At 40.5% G+C, this 21,415-nt stretch carries 6 protein-coding genes and 3 pseudogenes; 7 read left to right on the plus strand and 2 right to left on the minus strand.

What is annotated here, in order from left to right; genetic code table 11:
- Positions 1-1,242 precede the first annotated feature (1,242 nt).
- Positions 1,243-6,225: a DEAD/DEAH box helicase gene (locus ACFIM1_RS06485; protein WP_375694520.1), complete on the minus strand. Its 4,983-nt coding sequence runs from the start codon at positions 6,223-6,225 to the stop codon at positions 1,243-1,245.
- 1,044 nt (positions 6,226-7,269) lie between these two features.
- Between ACFIM1_RS06485 and ACFIM1_RS06490 the strand changes: the two genes are divergently transcribed.
- From ACFIM1_RS06490 to ACFIM1_RS06520, 7 genes and pseudogenes are all read left to right on the plus strand, one after another.
- Entirely contained in the window at positions 7,270-9,066 is a 1,797-nt protein-coding gene (locus ACFIM1_RS06490) for a ShlB/FhaC/HecB family hemolysin secretion/activation protein (protein ID WP_375609491.1), read from the plus strand.
- A 25-nt stretch (positions 9,067-9,091) separates the two neighbouring features.
- Positions 9,092-17,092 carry a hemagglutinin repeat-containing protein gene (locus ACFIM1_RS06495; protein ID WP_375609490.1) on the plus strand — a complete coding sequence of 2,667 codons (8,001 nt, stop codon included), beginning with the start codon at positions 9,092-9,094 and terminating at the stop codon, positions 17,090-17,092.
- A gap of 20 nt (positions 17,093-17,112) precedes the next feature.
- Positions 17,113-17,517 (plus strand): hypothetical protein, encoded by a 405-nt coding sequence (locus ACFIM1_RS06500; protein ID WP_375609489.1) that lies wholly within the window; start codon positions 17,113-17,115, stop codon positions 17,515-17,517.
- 174 nt (positions 17,518-17,691) lie between these two features.
- Positions 17,692-18,168 (plus strand): hypothetical protein, encoded by a 477-nt coding sequence (locus tag ACFIM1_RS06505; protein ID WP_375609488.1) that lies wholly within the window; start codon positions 17,692-17,694, stop codon positions 18,166-18,168.
- Between the two features lie 84 nt (positions 18,169-18,252).
- A pseudogene (locus tag ACFIM1_RS06510) lies at positions 18,253-19,686 on the plus strand (hemagglutinin repeat-containing protein); the annotation flags it as partial.
- Between the two features lie 188 nt (positions 19,687-19,874).
- Positions 19,875-20,142, plus strand: a pseudogene (locus ACFIM1_RS06515) (BrnT family toxin).
- Positions 20,120-20,425, plus strand: a complete 306-nt coding sequence (locus tag ACFIM1_RS06520; protein ID WP_375609487.1) for a BrnA antitoxin family protein — start codon at positions 20,120-20,122, stop codon at positions 20,423-20,425. The pseudogene ACFIM1_RS06515 and the gene ACFIM1_RS06520 overlap by 23 nt, the downstream one beginning before the upstream one ends.
- Before the next feature lie 51 nt (positions 20,426-20,476).
- On the opposite strand, the pseudogene ACFIM1_RS06525 reads toward ACFIM1_RS06520, so the two are convergent.
- A pseudogene (locus tag ACFIM1_RS06525) lies at positions 20,477-21,006 on the minus strand (antA/AntB antirepressor family protein).
- Positions 21,007-21,415: the final 409 nt, after the last annotated feature.

Here is a 21,415-nt window from a genome sequence, read left to right on the forward strand (position 1 = left end):
TATTTTTCACTAAATGAATTTTAAATTTTTTGTGAATTTTGTTTATAACATATTTGCAACTTAACAGCTTTTTATAGAGATGATCTTTATAACCAATGCATTCATTTGCATTTTTGCTTTATTCAAACAAAGCTACTGTTTTACGCATTCTTTATAACTGTTATATGTTTTATAGCATGGCATCATTTTTCATTTTCATAAGAGAAACGATAAATAGGATATATGATAATTGTAATTTAGAGACTGTTATGAAAACATCTAAAAAGAGATTCATCATTATAGAAATGAATAAGATCCCTTTTAATAGACTGTGTCAGTGTTGTCAGTTCCTTTTAGACCTTCTATTATTTTTTTAATGAGAAAAAATAAAAATATTATATTTCAATAGGTTAATATCTTTAAAACATAACTCATATCAAGAGTACAATCTTTAAAGATAACCAATGATATGAATTGATTAAAACCTGTCAGTTATCTGTCAGTAAACTGAACCGACAAAAGTGATGATTTTAGCGGGTGATTAAAGCGTGTCTTATGAAAAGCATAGGAAATTAAAAACTGATTACGTTATCAAAATCCCTTTTATGAATTTTATCAGTTCTTTTGAATGATAACCTTATGATTTAGAGAATGATTACAACGTGTTTTATAAAAAGCATGTGATCCTTTAAAGTTTTTCAAAAGATAGCTTGTAACTCATAAGAAATGCTATCAAGATCATTAGGTTATGAGTTTTGGGGGGTGCTTTTTGTACGTATTATTTTATTTTTTAATCCAAAATAAAAGTCATTATATTTCAATATGTTAATGTTTTAAAGAAACAACCTATATTAAATACAATCTGTAAATACAATCTATGATATATATTTAAAGAGGTTTTGTAGGGGTTTTGGGGGTTTTAAGAACCTACAAAACCTATAAGTAAAATGAATATACATAACTCTTTTTAAACAAAGCTTTTGAAAAGGATAAAATTATCATTTTAGATTACGGTATAACCTCTTAAAGGCAATGTAAAAAAATCTAATTCACTTTAAGAGTGGGTTTCTTAAAAGTCTTAAAGTAATCCAAATAAGAGTATCTAAAAGTGCAAGTTTCTTCTTTTTAGAATAACGCATGATAAATTATCCTTTTAAAGATTGTACGTAAGCAATGTATAAAGGGGGTATAGGAACCTATAGGTATAAGACCTTTTACCCCTTGTGAGATTAACATACCCATTATGTGAGCATGCTTTATAAGTTATTCAGTTTCTCTTAATACCAAATTTGGTAGGTTTTTCACGATTTTCATTGTTTCTAAACTTACGGTAATAACCCTTTGAAACAACTCTAGAGGGTAAGCAGGGTTGCCAATGGTTTCAACAGCATAGCGATTAGCATCATTAACAATACCACTCTTTTTATCTGTTTTAACACATTGACGTTCCATAACCCATTCAAGAGCAGGCTTTCCATTGACTATATACTCATAAGCTTTAAGAGGGATATCCTTCATGATGATATTGCTGTTATAAAAAACTGTCGATTTATCCTTTTCCTTACTATTCCCAGAAAATTTCATTTCAGTCACATAATAAAACTTTTCGGGATTAGAGATCTCTGTCTGTTTTGGATTACCCTTTTTAAATGTGACTGGATAAGGTTCTACTGTTTCATAATTCATGTGCAAATAACCGAGTTCACGCCCTGCTGTCACAAACTTCCAAAAGTCATCAGCAGTTTTTACGCAAGGGATACGAGGCAATTCTTTGCATAAATTATGTGCATAACGGGTACGGTAATCTTCCGAATGCAAAATCCCGTAAACATAATAAAACAGATCATCTTTTGTTATGGTTTCATTAGGATAAGCAGCTTTAAAATGTGCTAATCCTTCATCAGTAATGGCATCACGCTTCTGTAAACCAGCTGTTTTACTTTTCTCTGTAGCATTTGCGAATAAATGAGTTTGTGTATTGTTTTTAGCTTTTGAAACCGTAGTGTCTTCGTAAAAATATCTTGGAAAGCATTGACCATTCTCTATCACCTGAAGATCAGATACGGTCTTAATCATAAGTACAGAAAAGTCTTTTTTTGCTCCTATACCTGTAATTTGAATTCCTTTATTTTCAACTGTTTGCTCCATTGGAAATATATGCGGCATTTTATAAACCATTTCATTAAAGCAGCGATTATAATAAAGCCATTGTCGTGTGAAAGGACGATACAAACTTTGCATAAGGCATGTCTCTTCAAATTTAAAAACTTTCCCTTTTGCTAGCTCTTGTTTAAGAGCACGACTCCAACTTATCTTTTTCTCATCTGTATCAACGAAATCATTTACAGTCTTTGCACGTTTTTTACGGTCAGTATCTGTGTAAGCATCATTAAATCGTTCCACTTCACTGTTATAGAAGCCAATCATATTACTCATGTTTTTTGCTAAAGCTTCACGGCTTAAGTTGTATGCCCAAGCATCACGATTAGTTACAATCCCAAGAGAAAATATTTCAAAGAGTTTTTTACCATGACCTTTTTTGTCACCTTTATCACCTATAGCTAAAAAGGCGTTGAAACTGTCATCACGTTGACCAAGCCAATCACCATGTTTATCTGGTGTAATTATTTGCCAACCTTTTTTGCTCCGTGTAATGCCATCAATGCTCCTAAATTTTTTAATTGTCTTAAGCTTTTTTTCTCTTGTGAGATAATCTCCAATATCACGGAAATATATTTTCCCCTGTTGTTTGGATTTTGGATTTTTTACGAGAATAGAAATCGCTATAGGGGCACGAGATCCTTCACCAAAAATTCCACCACTTTCTTTCTTACGTTGTTCTCCAGAGGTCCGAGCGTTCCCCCGTAAATGGAAAATGTAAAGGCTGCTGAATTCCTCAACGAAGCACTTGCGTAAACCATCCATAGAACTTCCATCAATAAAACCCGCATTTGTGACAAAACCAATAACACCATGGTTTTTTATACGGTCACTAGCCCAACGAATAGCACGGATATAACTATCATAAAGTGCTTGTAAGCAAGTTGCTTTTGATTGAGCAGCATAAGTTTCTCCAATACGATCATTCAATATGGGATAGGGAGTGTTCTTTGCATTATCATTTTCACTTTTTTGACCTGTTGAATAAGGAGGGTTACCAAAAATAACTTCAATATTGAGATTTTTCTGATGTTCTAAATATTCACTGTTTTCTTTCATAGTACCTTCCATCAGATCTTTTTTCTCAAAAAGATGAAACGTATCGGTTAAACCAATATGCTTGAATGGGATATAATTCCCTTTCATAAGACCATGATAGGTTGCTTCGATATTAATGGCTGCTATGTAATAAGCGAGTAAAACAATCTCATTGGCATGGATATCATAACGGTATTTATATTCCATGTCCTCTGGTTTGATGAGTTTTGATTGTAACAGCCGCGTGATAAAGGTTCCTGTTCCAATGAAAGGGTCGAGAATGGAGACACCTCGTGATCCTAGACTTTTTCCAAATTCATTACGCAAGACATCATCAACAGAATGAATGATAAAATCAACAACCTCAATGGGCGTATAAACAATTCCTAATTTTTCTACTGTACGTGGAAAAGCATAACGGAAAAATTCATTATACAGCTCTACAATTAAGCTTTGTTGTGCTTCAAGAGTGGTAATTCCACGCGTGTAAAATTGTACACTCTTAGAAATATTTTTGAGATCTTGAGATTCTTCTTTAAGAGTAAACTTATCAAGGACATTGAGTACACGTTGTAAAGCACAAGATACGGGATTCTCTTGAACAAACTGATGCCCCTCAAATAAAGCATTAAAGACTGGACGCGTTACAAGATGTTGTGCAAGCATTTCAATTGCGTCTTGTTCGGAGATAGTTGTGTTTAAATTGCTCCGCAATTCGGTCATAAAATCATTAAACACTTGCCGTGTTTCAGTTTCTGATTTTGTTAAAACCTCAGTTAAGCGTATGATATGAGTTTGAGCAAGATCACCAACATTTATTGCCCATTTTTTCCAATAGCTAGGGTCGTAAAATCTATTAACAATAGCAGCTTTAATGACATCTTTACTTTTAGAAAAAAGGGGGAGTTCTCCTTGTTCTTCACATGTGTGAGAGGATTCGTAAGTTGCTAACCCAATATTAAGTCCTGAATACTCTAATTTTGAGCGTATAGGTAAATCATCAATAACCGTGGTCGTATCTTCTAACGCAAGTTCTTGAGAAGCAGCAACGATTTCAAGAGCATCGCTTACATCTTGTTTTTTGTGCATATGGTGAATTATTTTATTAAAATTGTCATCATGGGCACGTAAAGCATTGAGAACTTGCCAGATGACATTATACTTTTTGTTGTTTTCTAAGGCTATTTCCGGCGGAATGTCAGCGGGTATCCCAATGGGTAGAATAATATAGCCTCTTTTTTTACCCTCTGCTCGACGCATGACGCGTCCTATCGCTTGAATAATCTCAATTTGACTTTTGCGCGGGTGTAAAAATAGAACAGCATCAAGAGCAGGAACATCCACACCTTCAGAAAGACATCTTACATTGGTGAGAACACGACACGTATTTTCCCCCGCATCTTCCTTTAACCATTCAAGTTGTTTTGTACGCTCTTTAGCACTAAAGGTTCCATCAATATGGGCAAGGGTACAGTTAAGAGGAGGAGTATCTTTATAGTTCTTATGAAGAGCGCGCAAAGATTCTTGCACTTTTTCTTTTTTGAATCTCTTGCATATGCGTTTAGAAGTCTCAATATCTTTGCAAAAAGCTAAAGCTCTACGCATGGGCTTGGGGTCATCTTTAAGATCAAGTTTCAGATCCATTTTGGTAAGTGCTCTATAACAGCCATTAATCTTGGTCCTATCATCGAGAATAAGTTCATAATTCTTATCGGTAATCAGATGTTGAATGGATTGACTTACTTCTTCTTCGTTGACAACTAATATGATAACTTTACAAGGTGATAACAGCTTATCCTCTAAAGCACGTGTAAAGTTGTAAGTGTAAAGTTGTTTGCCATAGAGTTTTTCATTATCCATGGACACCAAAACGTTATTGGATAAGAAAGCATTCCTTTTCAGCTTGTCACTAAAGATCTTAGGCGTTGCTGTCATGTACAGACGTTTTTTGCCCCGAATGATGCTGTTATCGTGAACCTTGATAAATTCAGATTCATTGTCTTCACTTCCCAATAAAGCCCCAGTAGTACGGTGTGCTTCATCACAGATGATCAAATCAAATTCGGGTAATCCATGATCCTTTTGTGCATCCGAAATCACTTGAATTGAATGGTAAGTTGAAAAGACTACCGTCATTGCGTCTACTAGGTTTCCACGCGCTTCTTTGGCAAGGGCTTTTGCATCCGTGGTAGCAGGGAGAACAAGATCTGATGTTTCCATACCAACAATATCATCTTGGTTTTTACGACGCTTGCCTACTTTTGTATCAGAACAAACCGCAAAGGAACGCAACGGGATTTGTGCATCGGCTGTCCATTCACGGATTGTTTGTGAGAGTAAAGCCAGAGAAGGCACCAGAAACAACACACGCTTGCCTTTCCCAGCAAGGGTTTCTGCTATCTTAAGACTTGTAAAAGTTTTGCCCGTTCCACATGCCATAATGAGCTTGCCACGGTCTGCTTCTTGTAAACCTTCACAGACTTTCTTGATGGCTTCTTCTTGATGGGGACGAGGCTCTTTTGTTGATTTCAGAAGAACTTCTTGTTTTGTTGCAAATATTTTCCAATCTATCCGACTGTTTTCCATATGACGAAGGTCAATGCGATAAACGGGTATCGCTTGTCCTTTAATCATGGCATTCACATTGTCACTTAATTCCACTTCCGTACTATCAACGAGAAGACGATATTTAAAGATGTCTTTTCCAGAGGCAGCGATAAAGCTATCAATATCCTTTTTACTGATCTGATGATCTGCTTTATAACACTTACATTGAATAGCGACATAACCCTCTTGATGACGAAGCTTAGCAACTAGATCAATACCGATATCATTTTTATTCCAACCTTCATGCTCTTGCGCCCATTCATAATAGGTTTGAACCTTTTCGTAGCGCCCATAATGGAGAGGGTCTTTTGTCAAATAAGCTATGACAAGGTTTTCAAACCATGTTCCTAATTCACGGAGTGATTTAGCTTGTTGACGATAATATTCCAACAGAGAGCGTAAAGTGACGTGTTCATTATCAGAATGATGAGAGCGAAGCATAAAGGATAAACTCCATAACTATCTACGATACAGATTAATTCTCTTCAAAAGAATCGAAATGAAGCTTATTAAATCCATTTTGAGCAAATGGTGAAAAAAATGTAGAAAAATGCGAAAAAACGGATAAATTTTTTCAAAAGGGGTTTTTAGAGGCTGCTTATCCACAGCCTATGACATGAGGTAAAATCAGCAAAATAGTGAAGTTTGCTGTTCGTTTCACGGGTTAATCAAGATAAATGTACTATGGGCTTTAAAATATCAGAATGAGTATTTTGATAGGTTTTATGAGTCACTAAAATAATCTAATTTGTCAGTTCAATTTACGAACACAAACTGACAAATAATATATTATTGATTGTATTTAAGGTTGTATTATCGATATAGGTTGTATCGTTAAAATTCTAACATATTGAAATATAATGTTTTTAATTTTCTCTCATTTAAAAAAATAATATAGGCTCTAAAAAGAACTGACAACACTGGACAAAATTCTTCTGTTCAGATTACTCAGATCATTGTCTTTGGAGAAAGATTCTTTGATGAAAATGCCATTAAATATAACTTATTAGAAAATCAAGACTTTGTTTGCTCGCCAAATTTGGCGAGCAAAGGCAGGAAAAAGAGTTTTGCGTGGTTGTCTTAAAGATTTCAAAAGAGATTTCTTTATTGTTTTATGCTGTTGTTTTTGACGACAGGATGTGCTTGATAGCATGATGTCTCGTTTATATGCGTGTTGAGTGGTTTAGAGGAGCTGGAGAGTGAATTTATCTCTAATTATTGATAAATATATTGTCGCATTAAACTGGGGATATTGATGTATTAACCATTGACGGGCTAAACAGTTTTGTTTAGAAACTTCTTTATACAAATGTGGGGGAGAGATCTTCAGCATAAAATAAAGCGTTTTTTTGTCAAATAAAGTAGTTTTTCTAGTGTCACTTTTTGGTCACAGAGGCATGTGCTTTTGTTAAAAGCGTCATAGGGCAGTGGCTGTTTTGAGTTGACTTATTAGAGCTTCCATGAAGTTCTTTTAAAGAGTGCTTCATGAATAGTGCAAAGCGGGGGCAATCTGTATTGTTTTCTGTATTTTTACGCCAAAGTTCTCTTTTAAGCATTTTTCTTGCCATTTTAGTGTTATTTTGCTTGTTTACAGGTGTAAATATTTATGCGCGTTCTTCAGCTATTTTTCATTCCCCAACAGATAATTTTTCTCGTAGGTATTCAGAAAAGCAGCAATTAGAAAGAATTGAGAAATTACAGTCTTTAACGCCTAAAAGGATAAAGACGCCTTCAGAGCAAAATCCAGAAATGCTTTTGAGTGGGAAGCAATGTTTTCCCATTCATGCTGTTGTTGTTGAGGGAGTGCACCATGTCAAAAAGCGCTCTATATCAGCCGTAACAGAGCCTTATGTTGGAAGATGTATCGGTCTTGTCGATATCCAGCTCTTAATCAAGAAGTTAACCAAAGTTTATTTGGATCAAGGCTATGTAACGGCGCGTTTTTACATTCCTGATCAAGATATCAAAAACAGCAAGACGCTCAAATTTGTTGTCGTTGAGGGCAAGCTCTCAGAGATTTACTATAATGGTTCACCGGCATCTCGTTATAATAATGTTGTATGGAGTGCTTTTCCTGGGCTTCAAGGTCATGTTTTGAACATGCGCGATATTGAACAGGGGCTTGATCAGATCAACCGTTTGAGTTCAGCGCACGCTCAAAGCGAACTTCTTCCAGGGCGTGAAGAAGGGAGCACCATTGTCAATATTAACAATCATCCCGATAAAACTTTCAAGGTTACTGTTTCTCATGACAATATGGGACAATCTTCCACGGGTTATGCGCGTTATAGTGCGGGCTTGAGGGTAGAAAATATTTTAGGGATGAATGATGCGTGGGATTTTAACTATCAACGCAGTGAGCCCGATTATTGGGGTGGGAGCAAGCAAGAAGGACATAGTAATAACATTTCAGCGAGTGTGAGTATTCCGTATGGTTATTGGACCTTTGGATTGAATGGCACTGTTTATAATTACCAAAGCATTATCCCTGGCAATTTTACCGATATTGAGACGACGGGGGATTCCAGTGAGTTGCACGCCAGTACAAGCAGGGTTCTTTACCGTGATAGTGTTTCCCTTACAACTTTGAATTTGGGTCTTTCTTATAAAAGAACCAACAATTACCTCCTTGGTAATAAGATTGAAGTGGGCAGCCGTCAATATAGTGTCGCCAATTTTGGGATTTCGCATTCGCGCCAGATGTTGGGGGGGACCTGGACCTTTGATGTGAGTTATTTGCAAGGGCTCCCTTTGTTTCATTCAGTAAAGAAACATGCGCCAGGGGCAGGGGATGCGGAGCCACAATTTGCCAAATTTACCGGTACGCTTAGTGTCATGACGCCTTTTAAGGTAGGGGGCTTGGACTTTATACTGAGCAATCTTTTGAGTGGTCAATATTCACCACATAATTTATTGGGTGCTGAACAGATTTCGTTGGGGGGCGCTTCCAATGTTCGTGGCACGCGTGAGAGTTTGCTTTTTGGCAATAACGGTTTTTTTAGCCGGAATGATTTGTTGCTACGCACCATTCCGTGGAGCAATCACGCGACCTTCAAAAAGGTTTTTGGTGAACTTCGCCCTTATGTTGGTTTGGATTATGGGCGTGTGTTTTCGCAAGCTTTTTATGGGATTAAGAGTGACCAGCTTGCCGGTTGGACAGCAGGTGTCAAACTTGCGGGAGGCATGGTCTCTCTTGATGCCAGTTATTCCAGTATTTTTTGGAGCACAGTTAAGCACAAAAAATCAGGAACATTTTTTATGACATTAACAATGGAACTTTAAGCGTTTTTTATTGGGGAGTTAACGTATGAGATATGAGAAGAGAGCAGAAAGAGCAGCTTTATTAGGTGTTTTAGTCTCCAGTACGATGCTCAAAAAGGTTTTATTTGGGGGACTTGGTTTTTCTTGTTTATTCGCATCTTCAGCGTTACAGGCGCAAATTACTGTGGATCCTAACGCGAATGCCGCCCATCGTCCAGATATAGTGGCAGCGCCCAATGGGGTTCCCTCGATTGATATTGTTACCCCCAATGGCAAGGGCTTATCACACAATAAATATTACGATTTTAATATTGGCAATGCAGGTGTGATTTGGAACAATCATGCAAAAGAAGTTGGGCAATCGCAGTTGGGGGGCATTATGCCGGGCAATCCGCATTTGCGCCTCACGGGTTCGGCGAAAGTGATTTTAAATGAAGTAACCAGCAGCAAGCGCAGTGCGCTTCATGGTCCAGGAGAGGTTTTTGGGAGCCCAGCCGATGTGATTATAGCCAATCCCAATGGGATAAGCTGTGATGGTTGTGGCTTTATCAATACGCCCCATGCGACCTTAACCACAGGTGTTCCCGAAATTGATGCGAGTGGTTTTTTGAAAGGCTTTGAGGTGCGAGGTGGGGATATCACCTTTGGCGCCAAGGGAGCCAATTTTTTCTCTGGTCAAGGGGCGGTTGATATTGTCGATATTGTCTCACGCACAGTGCATTTTGAAGGAGCTGTTGCGGGAAGAGAAATTGGAGTGACAGCAGGGACGGGTCACTTTGATTATGCTTCACGGGAAATGAAAGAACTGACCGATATTACCGGTAAACCGGAATATGCGATAGATGGTTCTGCTTTGGGGGCTCTACAAGCGGATCAGATTAAACTTGTGGCAACCGAAAAAGGTGTTGGGGTTAGCATGCGCCATGATATGGCCGCCAATGCGGGGCAGTTGCATCTTTCTGCTGATGGGAAAATCTCGTTGAAGAATGTTTTTGGTCATGGGGGTGTTGTCCTCAAATCGAAAAGCCAGAGCGTATTGGCAAAGCACATCACCTCGAAAAAGCATATTGATATTGCCGCCCATAAGGATGTGACGTTAGAAACGGTTGGTGCTGATGGTCATTTGAAAATAGAGGCGCAGGATGGGCTTTTATCGATTGCCGGTAAGGCAACCTCTGGGGGCGATATGGAGCTGTCTTCGCGCCAGACACTTCAAGTTTCAGGGCTAGGGTCAGGCGCTGATATGGCTCTTGAATCGGGTGGAGACTTGAAGCTTGAGGGGATTGTTTTAGCGCAAGGGAATCTCAAGGCGCATGCCGGTGGTGATATACAAGCCCATTTTTTAGCCGGTGGGGTTGATATGGCGGCAACGGGTGCTGCTGGTGTTATTGTTCTTGGCACCCAAGGGGATGTTGATCTCCAGAGCAGTCAAGGTGCGATTGTTGCTGAAAGTGTTTATGGGGCAGGAGATATCGCCCTGGTTTCTCATAACGGGCTATCTGTTTCTCAAACAATTCTGTCGCATCAAAATGTTGCCATTCAAGCACAACCAGCAACAAATGCTCCCGTTCATTTTGGGCAACTTTTAGCCTATGGCAAGGCAAATATTGAGGGTGGGGCGGTTGACTTTTCTTCGCTGATGACGGGTGAAGAAGCTGTTTTAAAGGTTGGCAGCCTTGATGCAGGCACACTGATGACAGGTGTCGTTTCTACGGGCGGTTCAGGGGATCTTGTTTTAGATGAAAAGGGCTTTCTTTTGATTACAGCAAAAGAAGGGGTGAAGGTTGGTCAGATTGCCAGTGGTGGCAATATTGAAATTTTTGCAGGCAACGACATCTATTATGATCAGGTCATTGGCTATGGCAACGCAACATTGACATCGGTATCAGGAGAGATCAGTGTTGAGAATGTGTTGTCTGCTGAGGGGGATGTGAGATTGACGGCAAACACTCTCGATTTAAGCAATAATCGTTCTCATATTTACACGCCGCAAACGCTGTATTTAATTGCAGATCATATTGATGTCTCGGACAGTAAATTGACTTATGGCGGTTTAGATTTTAACAGCACCAATGCCCTTGATATTCACAATGCGCGGCTACAAGCCGTAAGAGATGGCGGTGGGACTGGAGATATTCTTTTTGTTGCCCCAAGCGTTATGATTGATGAGACAACGTTGGTTTTAGCAGCCAGAGATTTCGTGATCAAAACGGGGGAGCTTGGAAATAGCGGTCAATTGGCATCGGGGCAGGATTTAGTCTTTAGCGTGACGGGCAATGTGACCAACAACAAAACGGGCTTAATTTATGTGAAGGGCAATGGTGCTTTACAAGTTGATGGGGCTTTGTTGAATGATTTTGGCACCATAATGGCAGAAGGTGATTTATCTTTTACCAATGCGGCTGGCAGCGGAAAAAGCCTTTCGCTTGTCAATAAAGCCGGCTTTATTCAAGCTGGTGGAAACTTAAATATCCAAACCAACACCCTGAAAAACGAAGCTGATAGCACGCCTGTCATCACAGAAAAAACCGAATATAGCGATATTTCATTCGAAAAACCAGAGGGTTATTATTTACTCAATGAACGGAATTTATATCACGATATGGGCTGGGATCGTTGGGGTAGTGGAAGTCTTTCTGATAGAGAGTTTGGGTTTGAAGGTCCCCGAGACTTTCTGTTTGATTGGCAACTTTGGAATAACAAAGAAGGAACCTATGGCACCGCAATTTCAAGCGATGGAACAGTCTATAAGGCATTTACTTGGGAATATGACAAGACAAACAGTAATATAGAACGCTATCAATGGAATAATTGGTCACATATGACAGAAAAGACTGTAACACAAGCATTTTCGCATAAACCAACTGTTTCGGGGGTAATACAATCTAGTGGCAATCTCATCATTAATGCTGATACCATTGACAACCATTATAGCACTATAGAAGCGGGGGGAAATGCCGATATCCACGCTGGTGTGCTGACCAATCTGGGTGTAACGGCTTATAAAAAAACCTTTATGAGTTGTAATGCCAATACGCAGAATGGTTATTGTTATGGCTATAAAGCTGATGGAAGCCGCGATGTTTCTTTAGATATAGCCGGTGGCAAATTTCGTCATATCCGCTCAGAAGCTTTGGAGAGTGTTCCTGGTCTTGTCCAAGCGGGTGGCACTTTAAATCTGGTGGTTGATCAACTCAATAACACGGCAGCGGAAGGTTCGATTACAGGGGATGCGCATTTTAAAGCACAAGCAGTTGAAGGCAATCCACTGGAGTCCTTAAGTGGTTTAACCGGGGCTGGCGCTCTCTTTACACCAAAAGTGGATCTCAATAATGCAGGAGAACTGTCTGAGGGGCTCCTTTTACCAAAGCCCCAATCGGGTGGGGTTGGTGGCACGCTGCCCAACCAGAATTTCATTTATGAAACGCGGGCAGAATTCCTTGATGTCGGCAAGTTTTATGGCTCAGCCTATTATTTGAACAGAATTGGCTACAATCCTGATCGGGAGATTTTTTTCTTAGGCGATGCTTATTTCGAAAAGCAGCTGATTGAGAAACAAATGCGTGATCTTGTGGGTCAAGGATTGGGCAAAGGCTCCTTTATTCCTGGAAGTGATGCCATTGAACAAGTCAAAACTTTGCTGGATGTCGGGGCAGAATATGCAAAAGCACACAATCTCCCTTTTGGTGAGGCTTTGAGTGAAGAACAATTGGCGTCCCTAGAAGCGCCGATGGTGATTTATGTGCGCCAACAGGTCAAGGGCATGGATGTTTATGCTCCGGTGCTTTACATCCCCGAAAAAGACAGAGCCTCCTTTGTTTCTGCTGGAGCTTTGATCATGGGCGATGATGTGAATATCACCAGCCAGAATACCAGCAATTCCACGATAACCAATTCAGGGCGGATTGCGGCAAATCACCAATTGCATGTGCATGGCGGGGATATCTTTAGTCAAGGGGGGCATTTTGCTGCTGGTGGGGATGCTGTTTTAGTTGCGGAGAAGAATATTCATTTGGATGCAGGGCGCACAACGGTTGACGGCGTGGAGACCGTATTAAACACCGAGGCGCTTTCTGCTGGTGGTAATGCAACGGTGATTGCTAAACAAGATATCACAGCCTCAGGGGTGGGGATCACCACCGGGGGTGATCTTGCCATGGCTACAGAACAAGGTAACTTGACGATCGGTTCAGCAGAAACCCATTACCATGATGAACAGGGTGATGCCACCATGCATCATAAATCAGAAGTCAACTCTGGAGGCTCAACAACGCTTTCTTCTGGAAAAGATTTGAATATCTTAGGCTCTGATGTTCAAACAACGGATAAACTTTCTTTACAAGCTGAGAGGAATGTTTCGATTGATGCCACACGCAACAGTGCCAATAGCCATCGCGGGGATCAAACCTTTCATGTTGCCTTGCACAATGGCTCTCATTTAAGTTCTGGAAAAGAGACCACTGTTCTCTCTGGAAAAGATATCCATATTGCTGCTTCCGATATAGATGCCAAGGGTAATGTTGCTCTTGGCGCCCAAGGGGAGGTAACAATAGGGGTAAGAAACGATGAGATGGAGTATCATCTTCAGGGCAAAAACACGAAAGTGGATATGCAAGCCTCTCATGCCGTTGGCTCTTCGATAAAATCGGGAGGTGATACCACTGTTGTTGCAGGGCAGGATGGCAAACCGCATGATCTTAGCATCACAGGTAGTTCCATTGCGGCTGATGGCAAGGTGGGGCTGAAAGCCAGCAACGATGTCCTGATCAATAATGCAGAGGATAGCTTACAGTATGAGATGTCGTATCACAAAGAGGGTGGGGTGTTTAGTAGCAGCAAATCTGAGCATAACAAGATGGATGTGAGCCAAGTTGTGGGGTCAAGCATAACAGGGGGTGAAGGCATTACCATTGACTCAGGAAACAACACGGAAGTTGTAGCCTCGACGCTCATAGTCGGTAAGGCAGAGGAAACGTCAGGAGAGAAAGCACCAGGAGATCAGAAACAAGCGGATATTACCATTCACTCTGGGGGAAAGATTGTCATAAAAGGCGCCCAAGAACACTTGGATCAGCAAGCACAATCGTCATCAAGTGGCTTTTTGCATGAGAAATCGTCCGATACATCTCAATCGCATACCACAACGGTCTCCTCTATCCTTGGGGCAACGGGCAACATTATCACACAATCAGATAAAGAGACCACAATCACGGCTTCTCATCTGCTTTCCGGTCAAGATATCAATGTGACAGCAGAAAATGTGACGATTGATGGCATGACAGATCACCATAAAAGCCATTCAGAGACCCATGAAACGGGTTTTGGTGTGGGATCAGGCAAGGGCTTTGTGTCGATATACGGGAGTGAGGGAAAGACAGAAAATGAAGAGAGTTTTGAGCATCAAGGCTCTTCTCTCAATGCGGATGGCAATATCACCATCACTGCCAAGAAAAAAGATGTGACAATTGTTGGCTCTGATCTTGCAGGTGAGAATATTAACCTTTCGGCAGCGCGTGATGTCAATGTGCTTGTTGGTCATAATAGCCATAGGGCAAACTCAAAGGAAGAACGGGAAGGCTTTGGGTTTCAGTTTGAAAAGAGCAACAGCGGTGCTTCCTTGGGGGTTGGAATTGCAAGCGCCAAAGATACGGGCGATCAATGGGAAACCACTTCTACACAATCACACATCACGGCACGCCAAGATGTGCAGATTACTGCTGACAATGATGTGAATTTACAAGCAGCCATTGTTTCGGCGGATCGTGATGTCAACATTGATGCCGGCAATAATATCACACTATCAGAAAGCTATGATACCTCTAACGCAAAAGAAAAGCATGAAAAGTCTTTTGCTGGTGTGACAGGCTCTGTCAATGTGGGCATTCTTGGTACAGTAAAAGATGTAAAGGATGCAGCCAAACGTTTTGGTCATGGGGATACAAAACACAAAATCGGCAATGGTCTTATTGCTGGTCTAAAAGGCTATGATCTCTATAGCAAAGGCAAAGGTCTTTATAATGGGATGAAAGGTGGAAACAAACAGTCTATTCGTGATATTGCTGATGTTTCTGCTAGCGTAACCGTGGGCTTTAAGACAGAGAAGGCAGAAGCCTCTGTTCAGACCTCTACAGCGGTAACAGATAGCATAGAAGCAGGACGCGCTGTTAATATGCAAGCCCACAAAGGTAGCATCCATGGTGTTGGAGCCGATATTATTGCCGGTACAAACCCGATGCAAAGCAATGATAAACAGAGCGGGAATATCACCATGGGAGCAGGTAAAGATATCACCTTTGAAAGTGCGCAAAACACGCAGAGCACAGAAAACCACACGCAAAGCGCTTCAATGAATGTTGGGTATAGTTATGGTACCGGTGGTACAGGGTGGATGGGGAATGCTTCTTTTGGTAAAGGCAAGGGTTCCAGTGAGGAGGTTCACCAGAAGAACAGCCATATTATTGGCACCGGCACAGTTCACACAACGAGTGGGGCAAACACCACATTGGCAGGCGCCGTGGTTTCTGGAGAGCGTGTAGAAATGGAAGTAGGGGGTGATTTTACCGTTGTCAGCCACAGTGATAAGGGACAAAGCTCCAGCAAGCAAAACTCTGTTTCCATTGGTTATAATAGCCGAGAAAAGGATGGTACAGCCACAACCAATATTTCCTTGAACAAGGATAAATCCTCTAGTGATTATCATAGTGTTGTGGAGCAATCAGGCATCAAAGCGGGTGATGGTGGTTTTAAGATCAACGTTAAAGATAAAACAACGCTGACCGGAGGTATTATTGAAAGCACCGCGCCGGCAGATAAAAACAGCCTGACCACAGGAAGCATTACCACCAGTGATATCAGCAACAGTGCGCATGCTCAAGCTAGCAGCCAAGGTTTAAGCATTTCTGCGGGTGGTCCGATGTATCAGGGCAAATATGGTGTCGGGAAAAACATTGCTAAAAATGTCTTAGATCATTCAAAAGCTAAAGATTCAGAGGAAGGATATACCAAATCTGCTATCAGCAATGGCACTATCGTCATTACTGATGAAGCAGGGCAGAAGGCATTGACAGGGCAAGATGTGGAACAAGCCATCGCCTCCCTTAATCGTGATACTGCCAGCGCCCATAAGGGTGTACAACAGCTCGATGCAGGCAAGCTGGAACAAATCGTCCATGAAAATCGTGAAATGGCAACTCAACTCTTAGAAGAAGGGTTTAAATACAGCGATGACTCCTATAAAACCATGTTTATCAAAGAGCACCCCATCGCCGTGGTCGACCGTGATGAAAAGGGTAATATAATCTATAAAATAGATGCAAATGGAGAGCCTATAGAAGACGCTCGTGGACAAAAAATCCCTAAGTTTCATTATTTAACGGATGAAGAAAAGCAGCATTTGCAAGAAGGCTCTGATGGCAAAGTGCATGTGTCCTTTAATGGCATCTTTACACCACCCTATGAAGCTGCTGTTTATGCAGAGCAACATGCGGAGAATAAAAATGAACCGCTTTATTTTGTTGTGTTCCCTCAAGCCGATTCTGCCATTTCAGAACTTCTAGTCGCGGGCTATCAGAAGTTTATGGAAAATAACTTTTGGGGGCTGACCAATTCAACACAAGAAGCAAAAGATTTGATGTATAGCTATGGTCTTACAGGGTTAGAACTTTATGGGCATAGTCGCGGGACGATGACATTGGGGAATATGCTGAATTCTTTCAAACAAGAAGGTGTTCACGGTATAGCCAACGAAAACACGACTATCAATCTCTATGGACCAGCCTTTAATGTTTTAGTTGCATCCGGTCTGTTAGGGTATGTGAGTGATAGCAAACAAACCATTGTTGGTTTTGATGGGAATAGATATGACTTTGTCAGCAGAATTATTGGCGGTAATGGCTATACTTACGAGACAATACCTGCTGGCAGTAACATGTGGAAAGAATGGTGGAGAGTGATCATGAATCCCATAAGCTCCCATACCTGTCTTGGAGATGTGGGGCGTATGTGCAGCATGCTTTACGGCTCATCCCATCGTGAACAAAAACCTTGAATTAAATAATGGAGTAAAAAATGAAACAAACTCTAAAGCTATTAGGTGCTGTAACTTTGTTAAGTATCACCGGATGTCAGTTTAATAAAACTCCCATATCTTCTATAGGGGCATGGGAAAAGCCAGGAGCAGATTTTACGGAGATAGGAAAAGCCTTGTTAGAATGCGGTATGCCAACCCCTTATGATAAGGATCCAGAAAGTAGAAAGCTCAGCTATAATGCAAATGCAACAATTGATGCTTGCATGCTCCAAGCGGGATTTCGCTATAAATATGATGTGGGGGGAGGCTGGTGTGGAAATCATAAAGCTGAAAACTTGCCCATTTGTCGTCCTGGCGCTGTCATACCACAGCGCAGTGTCAAGAAGCGCTTGAACAGCCCGTTTTGTAAAAAATATAAAAATAGTCGCAAATGCCAGCCTTAAGTCTTTCTTGTGATGATCAACAATCTGCCATCCTTGCCTTTACTTGGAATGGCGGGATTGTTTTCTCAATTTACCATCTCAACTCAGTTCAGAACTGTCTTGAAAAACGGAGATAAAATATCAACAGGCTTTAGAGCCTTTTTATTGTAAATAAATCCATTGAAAGAGGGGAAAATGAAAAAAATCTTAAAACTATTGAGCTGCATAGCTCTCTTAACTACAGCTGGATGTATTAACCAACCTCCTCCATCAACTTTAGCATTATGGGAAAAACCAGGTGCCGATAAAGCGATGATCCAACAATCCTTGTCAAAATGTGGTTGGAAACCGGTTTATGCTTCTCCTGACGATATGAATTCGTATGCGAGTGAATTTGCCTCAGTTTATGAATGCATGAAAAAAGCAGGTTTCCGGTATAAATTGCAAGATTCAAAAGGGATCTATTTTACACAACCTCCAAAAAGTGGCTCATTCTTAAGCAATTTAATGATAGCAGGATATCAGCAGTTTATGGACAATGACACCTTTGGTGTGACCAATAAAACGAAACAGGAACGCGCTTTACTAACGCATTTTGAGGATGAAAGAAAACGTCAGCAAAAGCAAAAAGCTTTACAAAAGCGATCACCAAAGCGTCCTCCCCATCGTTAAAAAGGTCGTTGGACAAAAAGCATGAATGATGAAGGGAGTCAAAATAGTGCCCTTCTTTATTCAAGCGGGTGGTACTTTAAATAAGGCAGCATTCATGGTGTTGGAGCCGATATTATTGCCGGTACAAACCCGATGCAAAGCAATGATGAACAGAGCGGGAATATCACCATGGGAGCAGGTGAAGATATCATCTTTGAAAGTGCGCAAAATACGCAAAGCACAGAAAACCACACGCAAAGCGCTTCGATGAATGTTGGGTATAGTTATGGTACCGGTGGTACAGGGTGGATGGGGAATGCTTCTTTTGGTAAAGGCAAGGGTTCCAGTGAGGAGGTTCACCAGAAGAACAGCCATATTATTGGCACCGGCACAGTTCACACAACGAGTGGGGCAAACACCACATTGGCAGGCGCCGTGGTTTCTGGAGAGCGTGTAGAAATGGAAGTAGGGGGTGATTTTACCGTTGTCAGCCACAGTGATAAGGGACAAAGCTCCAGCAAGCAAAACTCTGTTTCCATTGGTTATAATAGCCGAGAAAAGGATGGTACAGCCACAACCAATATTTCCTTGAACAAGGATAAATCCTCTAGTGATTATCATAGTGTTGTGGAACAATCAGGCATCAAAGCGGGTGATGGCGGCTTTAATATCATTGTTAAAGACAAAACAACGCTGACCGGAGGAATCATTGCCAGCACCGCGCCAGCAGATAAAAACAGCCTGACCACAGGAAGCATTACCACCAGTGATATCAGCAACAGTGCGCATGCTCAAGCCAGCAGCCATGGGTTTAGCCTTTCTGGGAATGACACGATAAAAAACATTGCCAAGAATGTTTTAAATCACGGCAAAGCCAAGGATGGAGCAGAAGGGGAAACCAAATCTGCTATCAGTGATGGGAGTATCATTCTTACTGATATAACTGGACAGAGGGCGATGGGGCAAGATGCTGGACAAATCATTGGCTCTCTCAACCGCAACACCGCAGCAGCCCACCAAGCAGTAGGACAGCTCAATGTCGCACCGCTTGAGGGAGCCGTGCATAATCGCTTAGACATGATCAATGATTTATCGGATGAAGGATTGGGATACTGGGACAAAATACGCGAAGTCGCAAATGTTAAGGAGCATCCTGTAGGTAAGGTTTTGCATGATGAAAATGGCAAAGTACTCTATTTAACCGATGAAAATGGAGAGTATATAAAAGACAGCGATGGAGAATATATCACTCTGTATCACTTTTTAAATGCTGAAGATGAGCAGTATTTACAAGCTGGCTCTGATGGCAACAGGCGTATGTTCTATAATGGTATTTTTAACACACCAGATGAAGCAGCGCGTAATGCGGTTCAGTTAGCTGATAATGAGCATGAACCCCTTTATTTTACATACCACCCACAAGCTAAAGACAGGCTCGTAGAGATCGGAGTAGCGATTTATGAGTATTTTGGGAGATGGAGTAATTCGACCAAGAAGTTACAAGATTTTATCTATCGTTATGGCAATACAAGAGCCTTATCAAATTTCCCTGTCTTAAATCGAGAAACCACTGCATTAGGAGAAACACGCATCTTTTTTGCAAACGCACGAAGTGATAGCCCTTCACGAGTTTTCTTGGTCATAGTTGCTCCATTTTTAATGGTTTATACGAATTATTGTACACTTTAATTATTGACAAGGTTTTATTTTTCGTGTACATAAAATATATGAAGATAGTGTGGGATGAACCAAAAAGAGCTTTAAACATTGTTAAACATAAGCTTGATTTTGCTGATGTTATTTACTTTGACTGGGAACATGCTTTTATTGATGCAACCCGTTCGAACCGCATGAAGGCTATTGGACATTTTGCGGATGGCACAACAGTTATTGTTTTTGCAAAGCTTGGCAATGAAGCAATAGTCCATTATCAGCTTTCGTCAAGCGAATAAAAAAGAAAGAGAGGTTTTCAATGACTATCAAAAAAACCTTTGAAACAGGATGTGGCTACACAAAAGAAGATTGGGACGCTGTGGATTCCCCACCACTAACAGATGAAGAACTTGCACGCTTAAAGCCAGCTAAAGACGTTTTACCAGCCTCCTTTTTTAAGTATGTAACAGAAGAGCGCCGTAAACGTGGGCGTCCACCCGTTGAATCTCCTAAACAAGCGGTTACTCTACGCCTTGACCCAAACGTTATTGCTTCTTTTAAAAAACAAGGAAAAGACTGGCGAACACATATGGGTGAAGTCTTAAAAAAAGCAAGTGGCAGCTAAACCAACCACCTCCCCATTTTTGAGAACGGGGAGGGGAGATGTGTTTTAAGTCTAAGCAGCTTTTACGACAGATCTTTCTAAGACTTGTTTTGCTTCTTTAATTAAAGCTTTATAATGTTTGCTCTCTTCTACCAACCTGAAGGCTTTAACAAGATGCATATGAAGTGGACCATAAATGTAAACAGCCTTTTTAGTTGGAGACATTTTATCCCAATCTTTTGGGAAAACGTATATCATCACAATAATCAACAGATTGGCTTTTTAGTTTCTCTTCACATTCAATAAAATAACGGAGTGCTTGACGTCCTTTCTCGTTACGTTCAACCATTGAAAGCTTTTTCGCCATGTCTAGAGTGATATGATATTCTGTACTTGAACGACCACTTTTAGGTTTTACTAAATTTTTAGTAAAACTCACAAAGTCCTTATTTTCTAGGAAATCATATTCTTTAATACGATTAATAATCCAATCGTTAAAACGAGATGTTACCTTCAAAAACGTATGCAACTCACGTGCATTTACTGCTTGAACAAGTCTCTTGATCAATCGTTTGTTCTGTAATTTTAATAAGAGTGTTCATAGTGAACTCCTAGATGTTAAGGCTTTCTATTGACATCCGAAGAGGATGCCGGGCGCTAGAAAACACGGCAACTAGCCCGTCGTTACGCCTTTCCCATAAAGGGTATTGTATAGCATAACCACACCCGACAAGACTTTTATATGCCACCACATATAATGAGTCAAAATCTTTAATATTTAGAAGACTAGTTATTTCGGCAACTAATCCGCTTGGTATTGCAAGGTGTTTTCTAGGCACCCGATTCGACAATAAATATAACAATACTGTCTTATCAAGTGATAAAAAACTTTTTTCTAAAAAATAATCCACTATTGTACAGTGTGTATATGAGTACACATTAAATTCGTTATTTATCAATGTGTTATGTGTACAATGTACAGTCAATTTAAAAATTCTGTCGCTAGCGATA

The sequence above is a fragment of the Bartonella sp. AC158YNML genome (assembly GCF_042196725.1).
GTDB lineage: Bacteria > Pseudomonadota > Alphaproteobacteria > Rhizobiales > Rhizobiaceae > Bartonella.

Excerpts from the sequence above, each read along its gene's own strand:
- ACFIM1_RS06485 (WP_375694520.1), bottom strand. The coding sequence starts at position 6,225 with ATGCTTCGCTCTCATCATTCTGATAATGAACACGTCACTTTACGCTCT.
- ACFIM1_RS06490 (WP_375609491.1), top strand. The coding sequence starts at position 7,270 with ATGAATAGTGCAAAGCGGGGGCAATCTGTATTGTTTTCTGTATTTTTA.
- ACFIM1_RS06495 (WP_375609490.1), top strand. The coding sequence starts at position 9,092 with ATGAGATATGAGAAGAGAGCAGAAAGAGCAGCTTTATTAGGTGTTTTA.
- ACFIM1_RS06500 (WP_375609489.1), top strand. The coding sequence starts at position 17,113 with ATGAAACAAACTCTAAAGCTATTAGGTGCTGTAACTTTGTTAAGTATC.
- ACFIM1_RS06505 (WP_375609488.1), top strand. The coding sequence starts at position 17,692 with ATGAAAAAAATCTTAAAACTATTGAGCTGCATAGCTCTCTTAACTACA.
- ACFIM1_RS06520 (WP_375609487.1), top strand. The coding sequence starts at position 20,120 with ATGACTATCAAAAAAACCTTTGAAACAGGATGTGGCTACACAAAAGAA.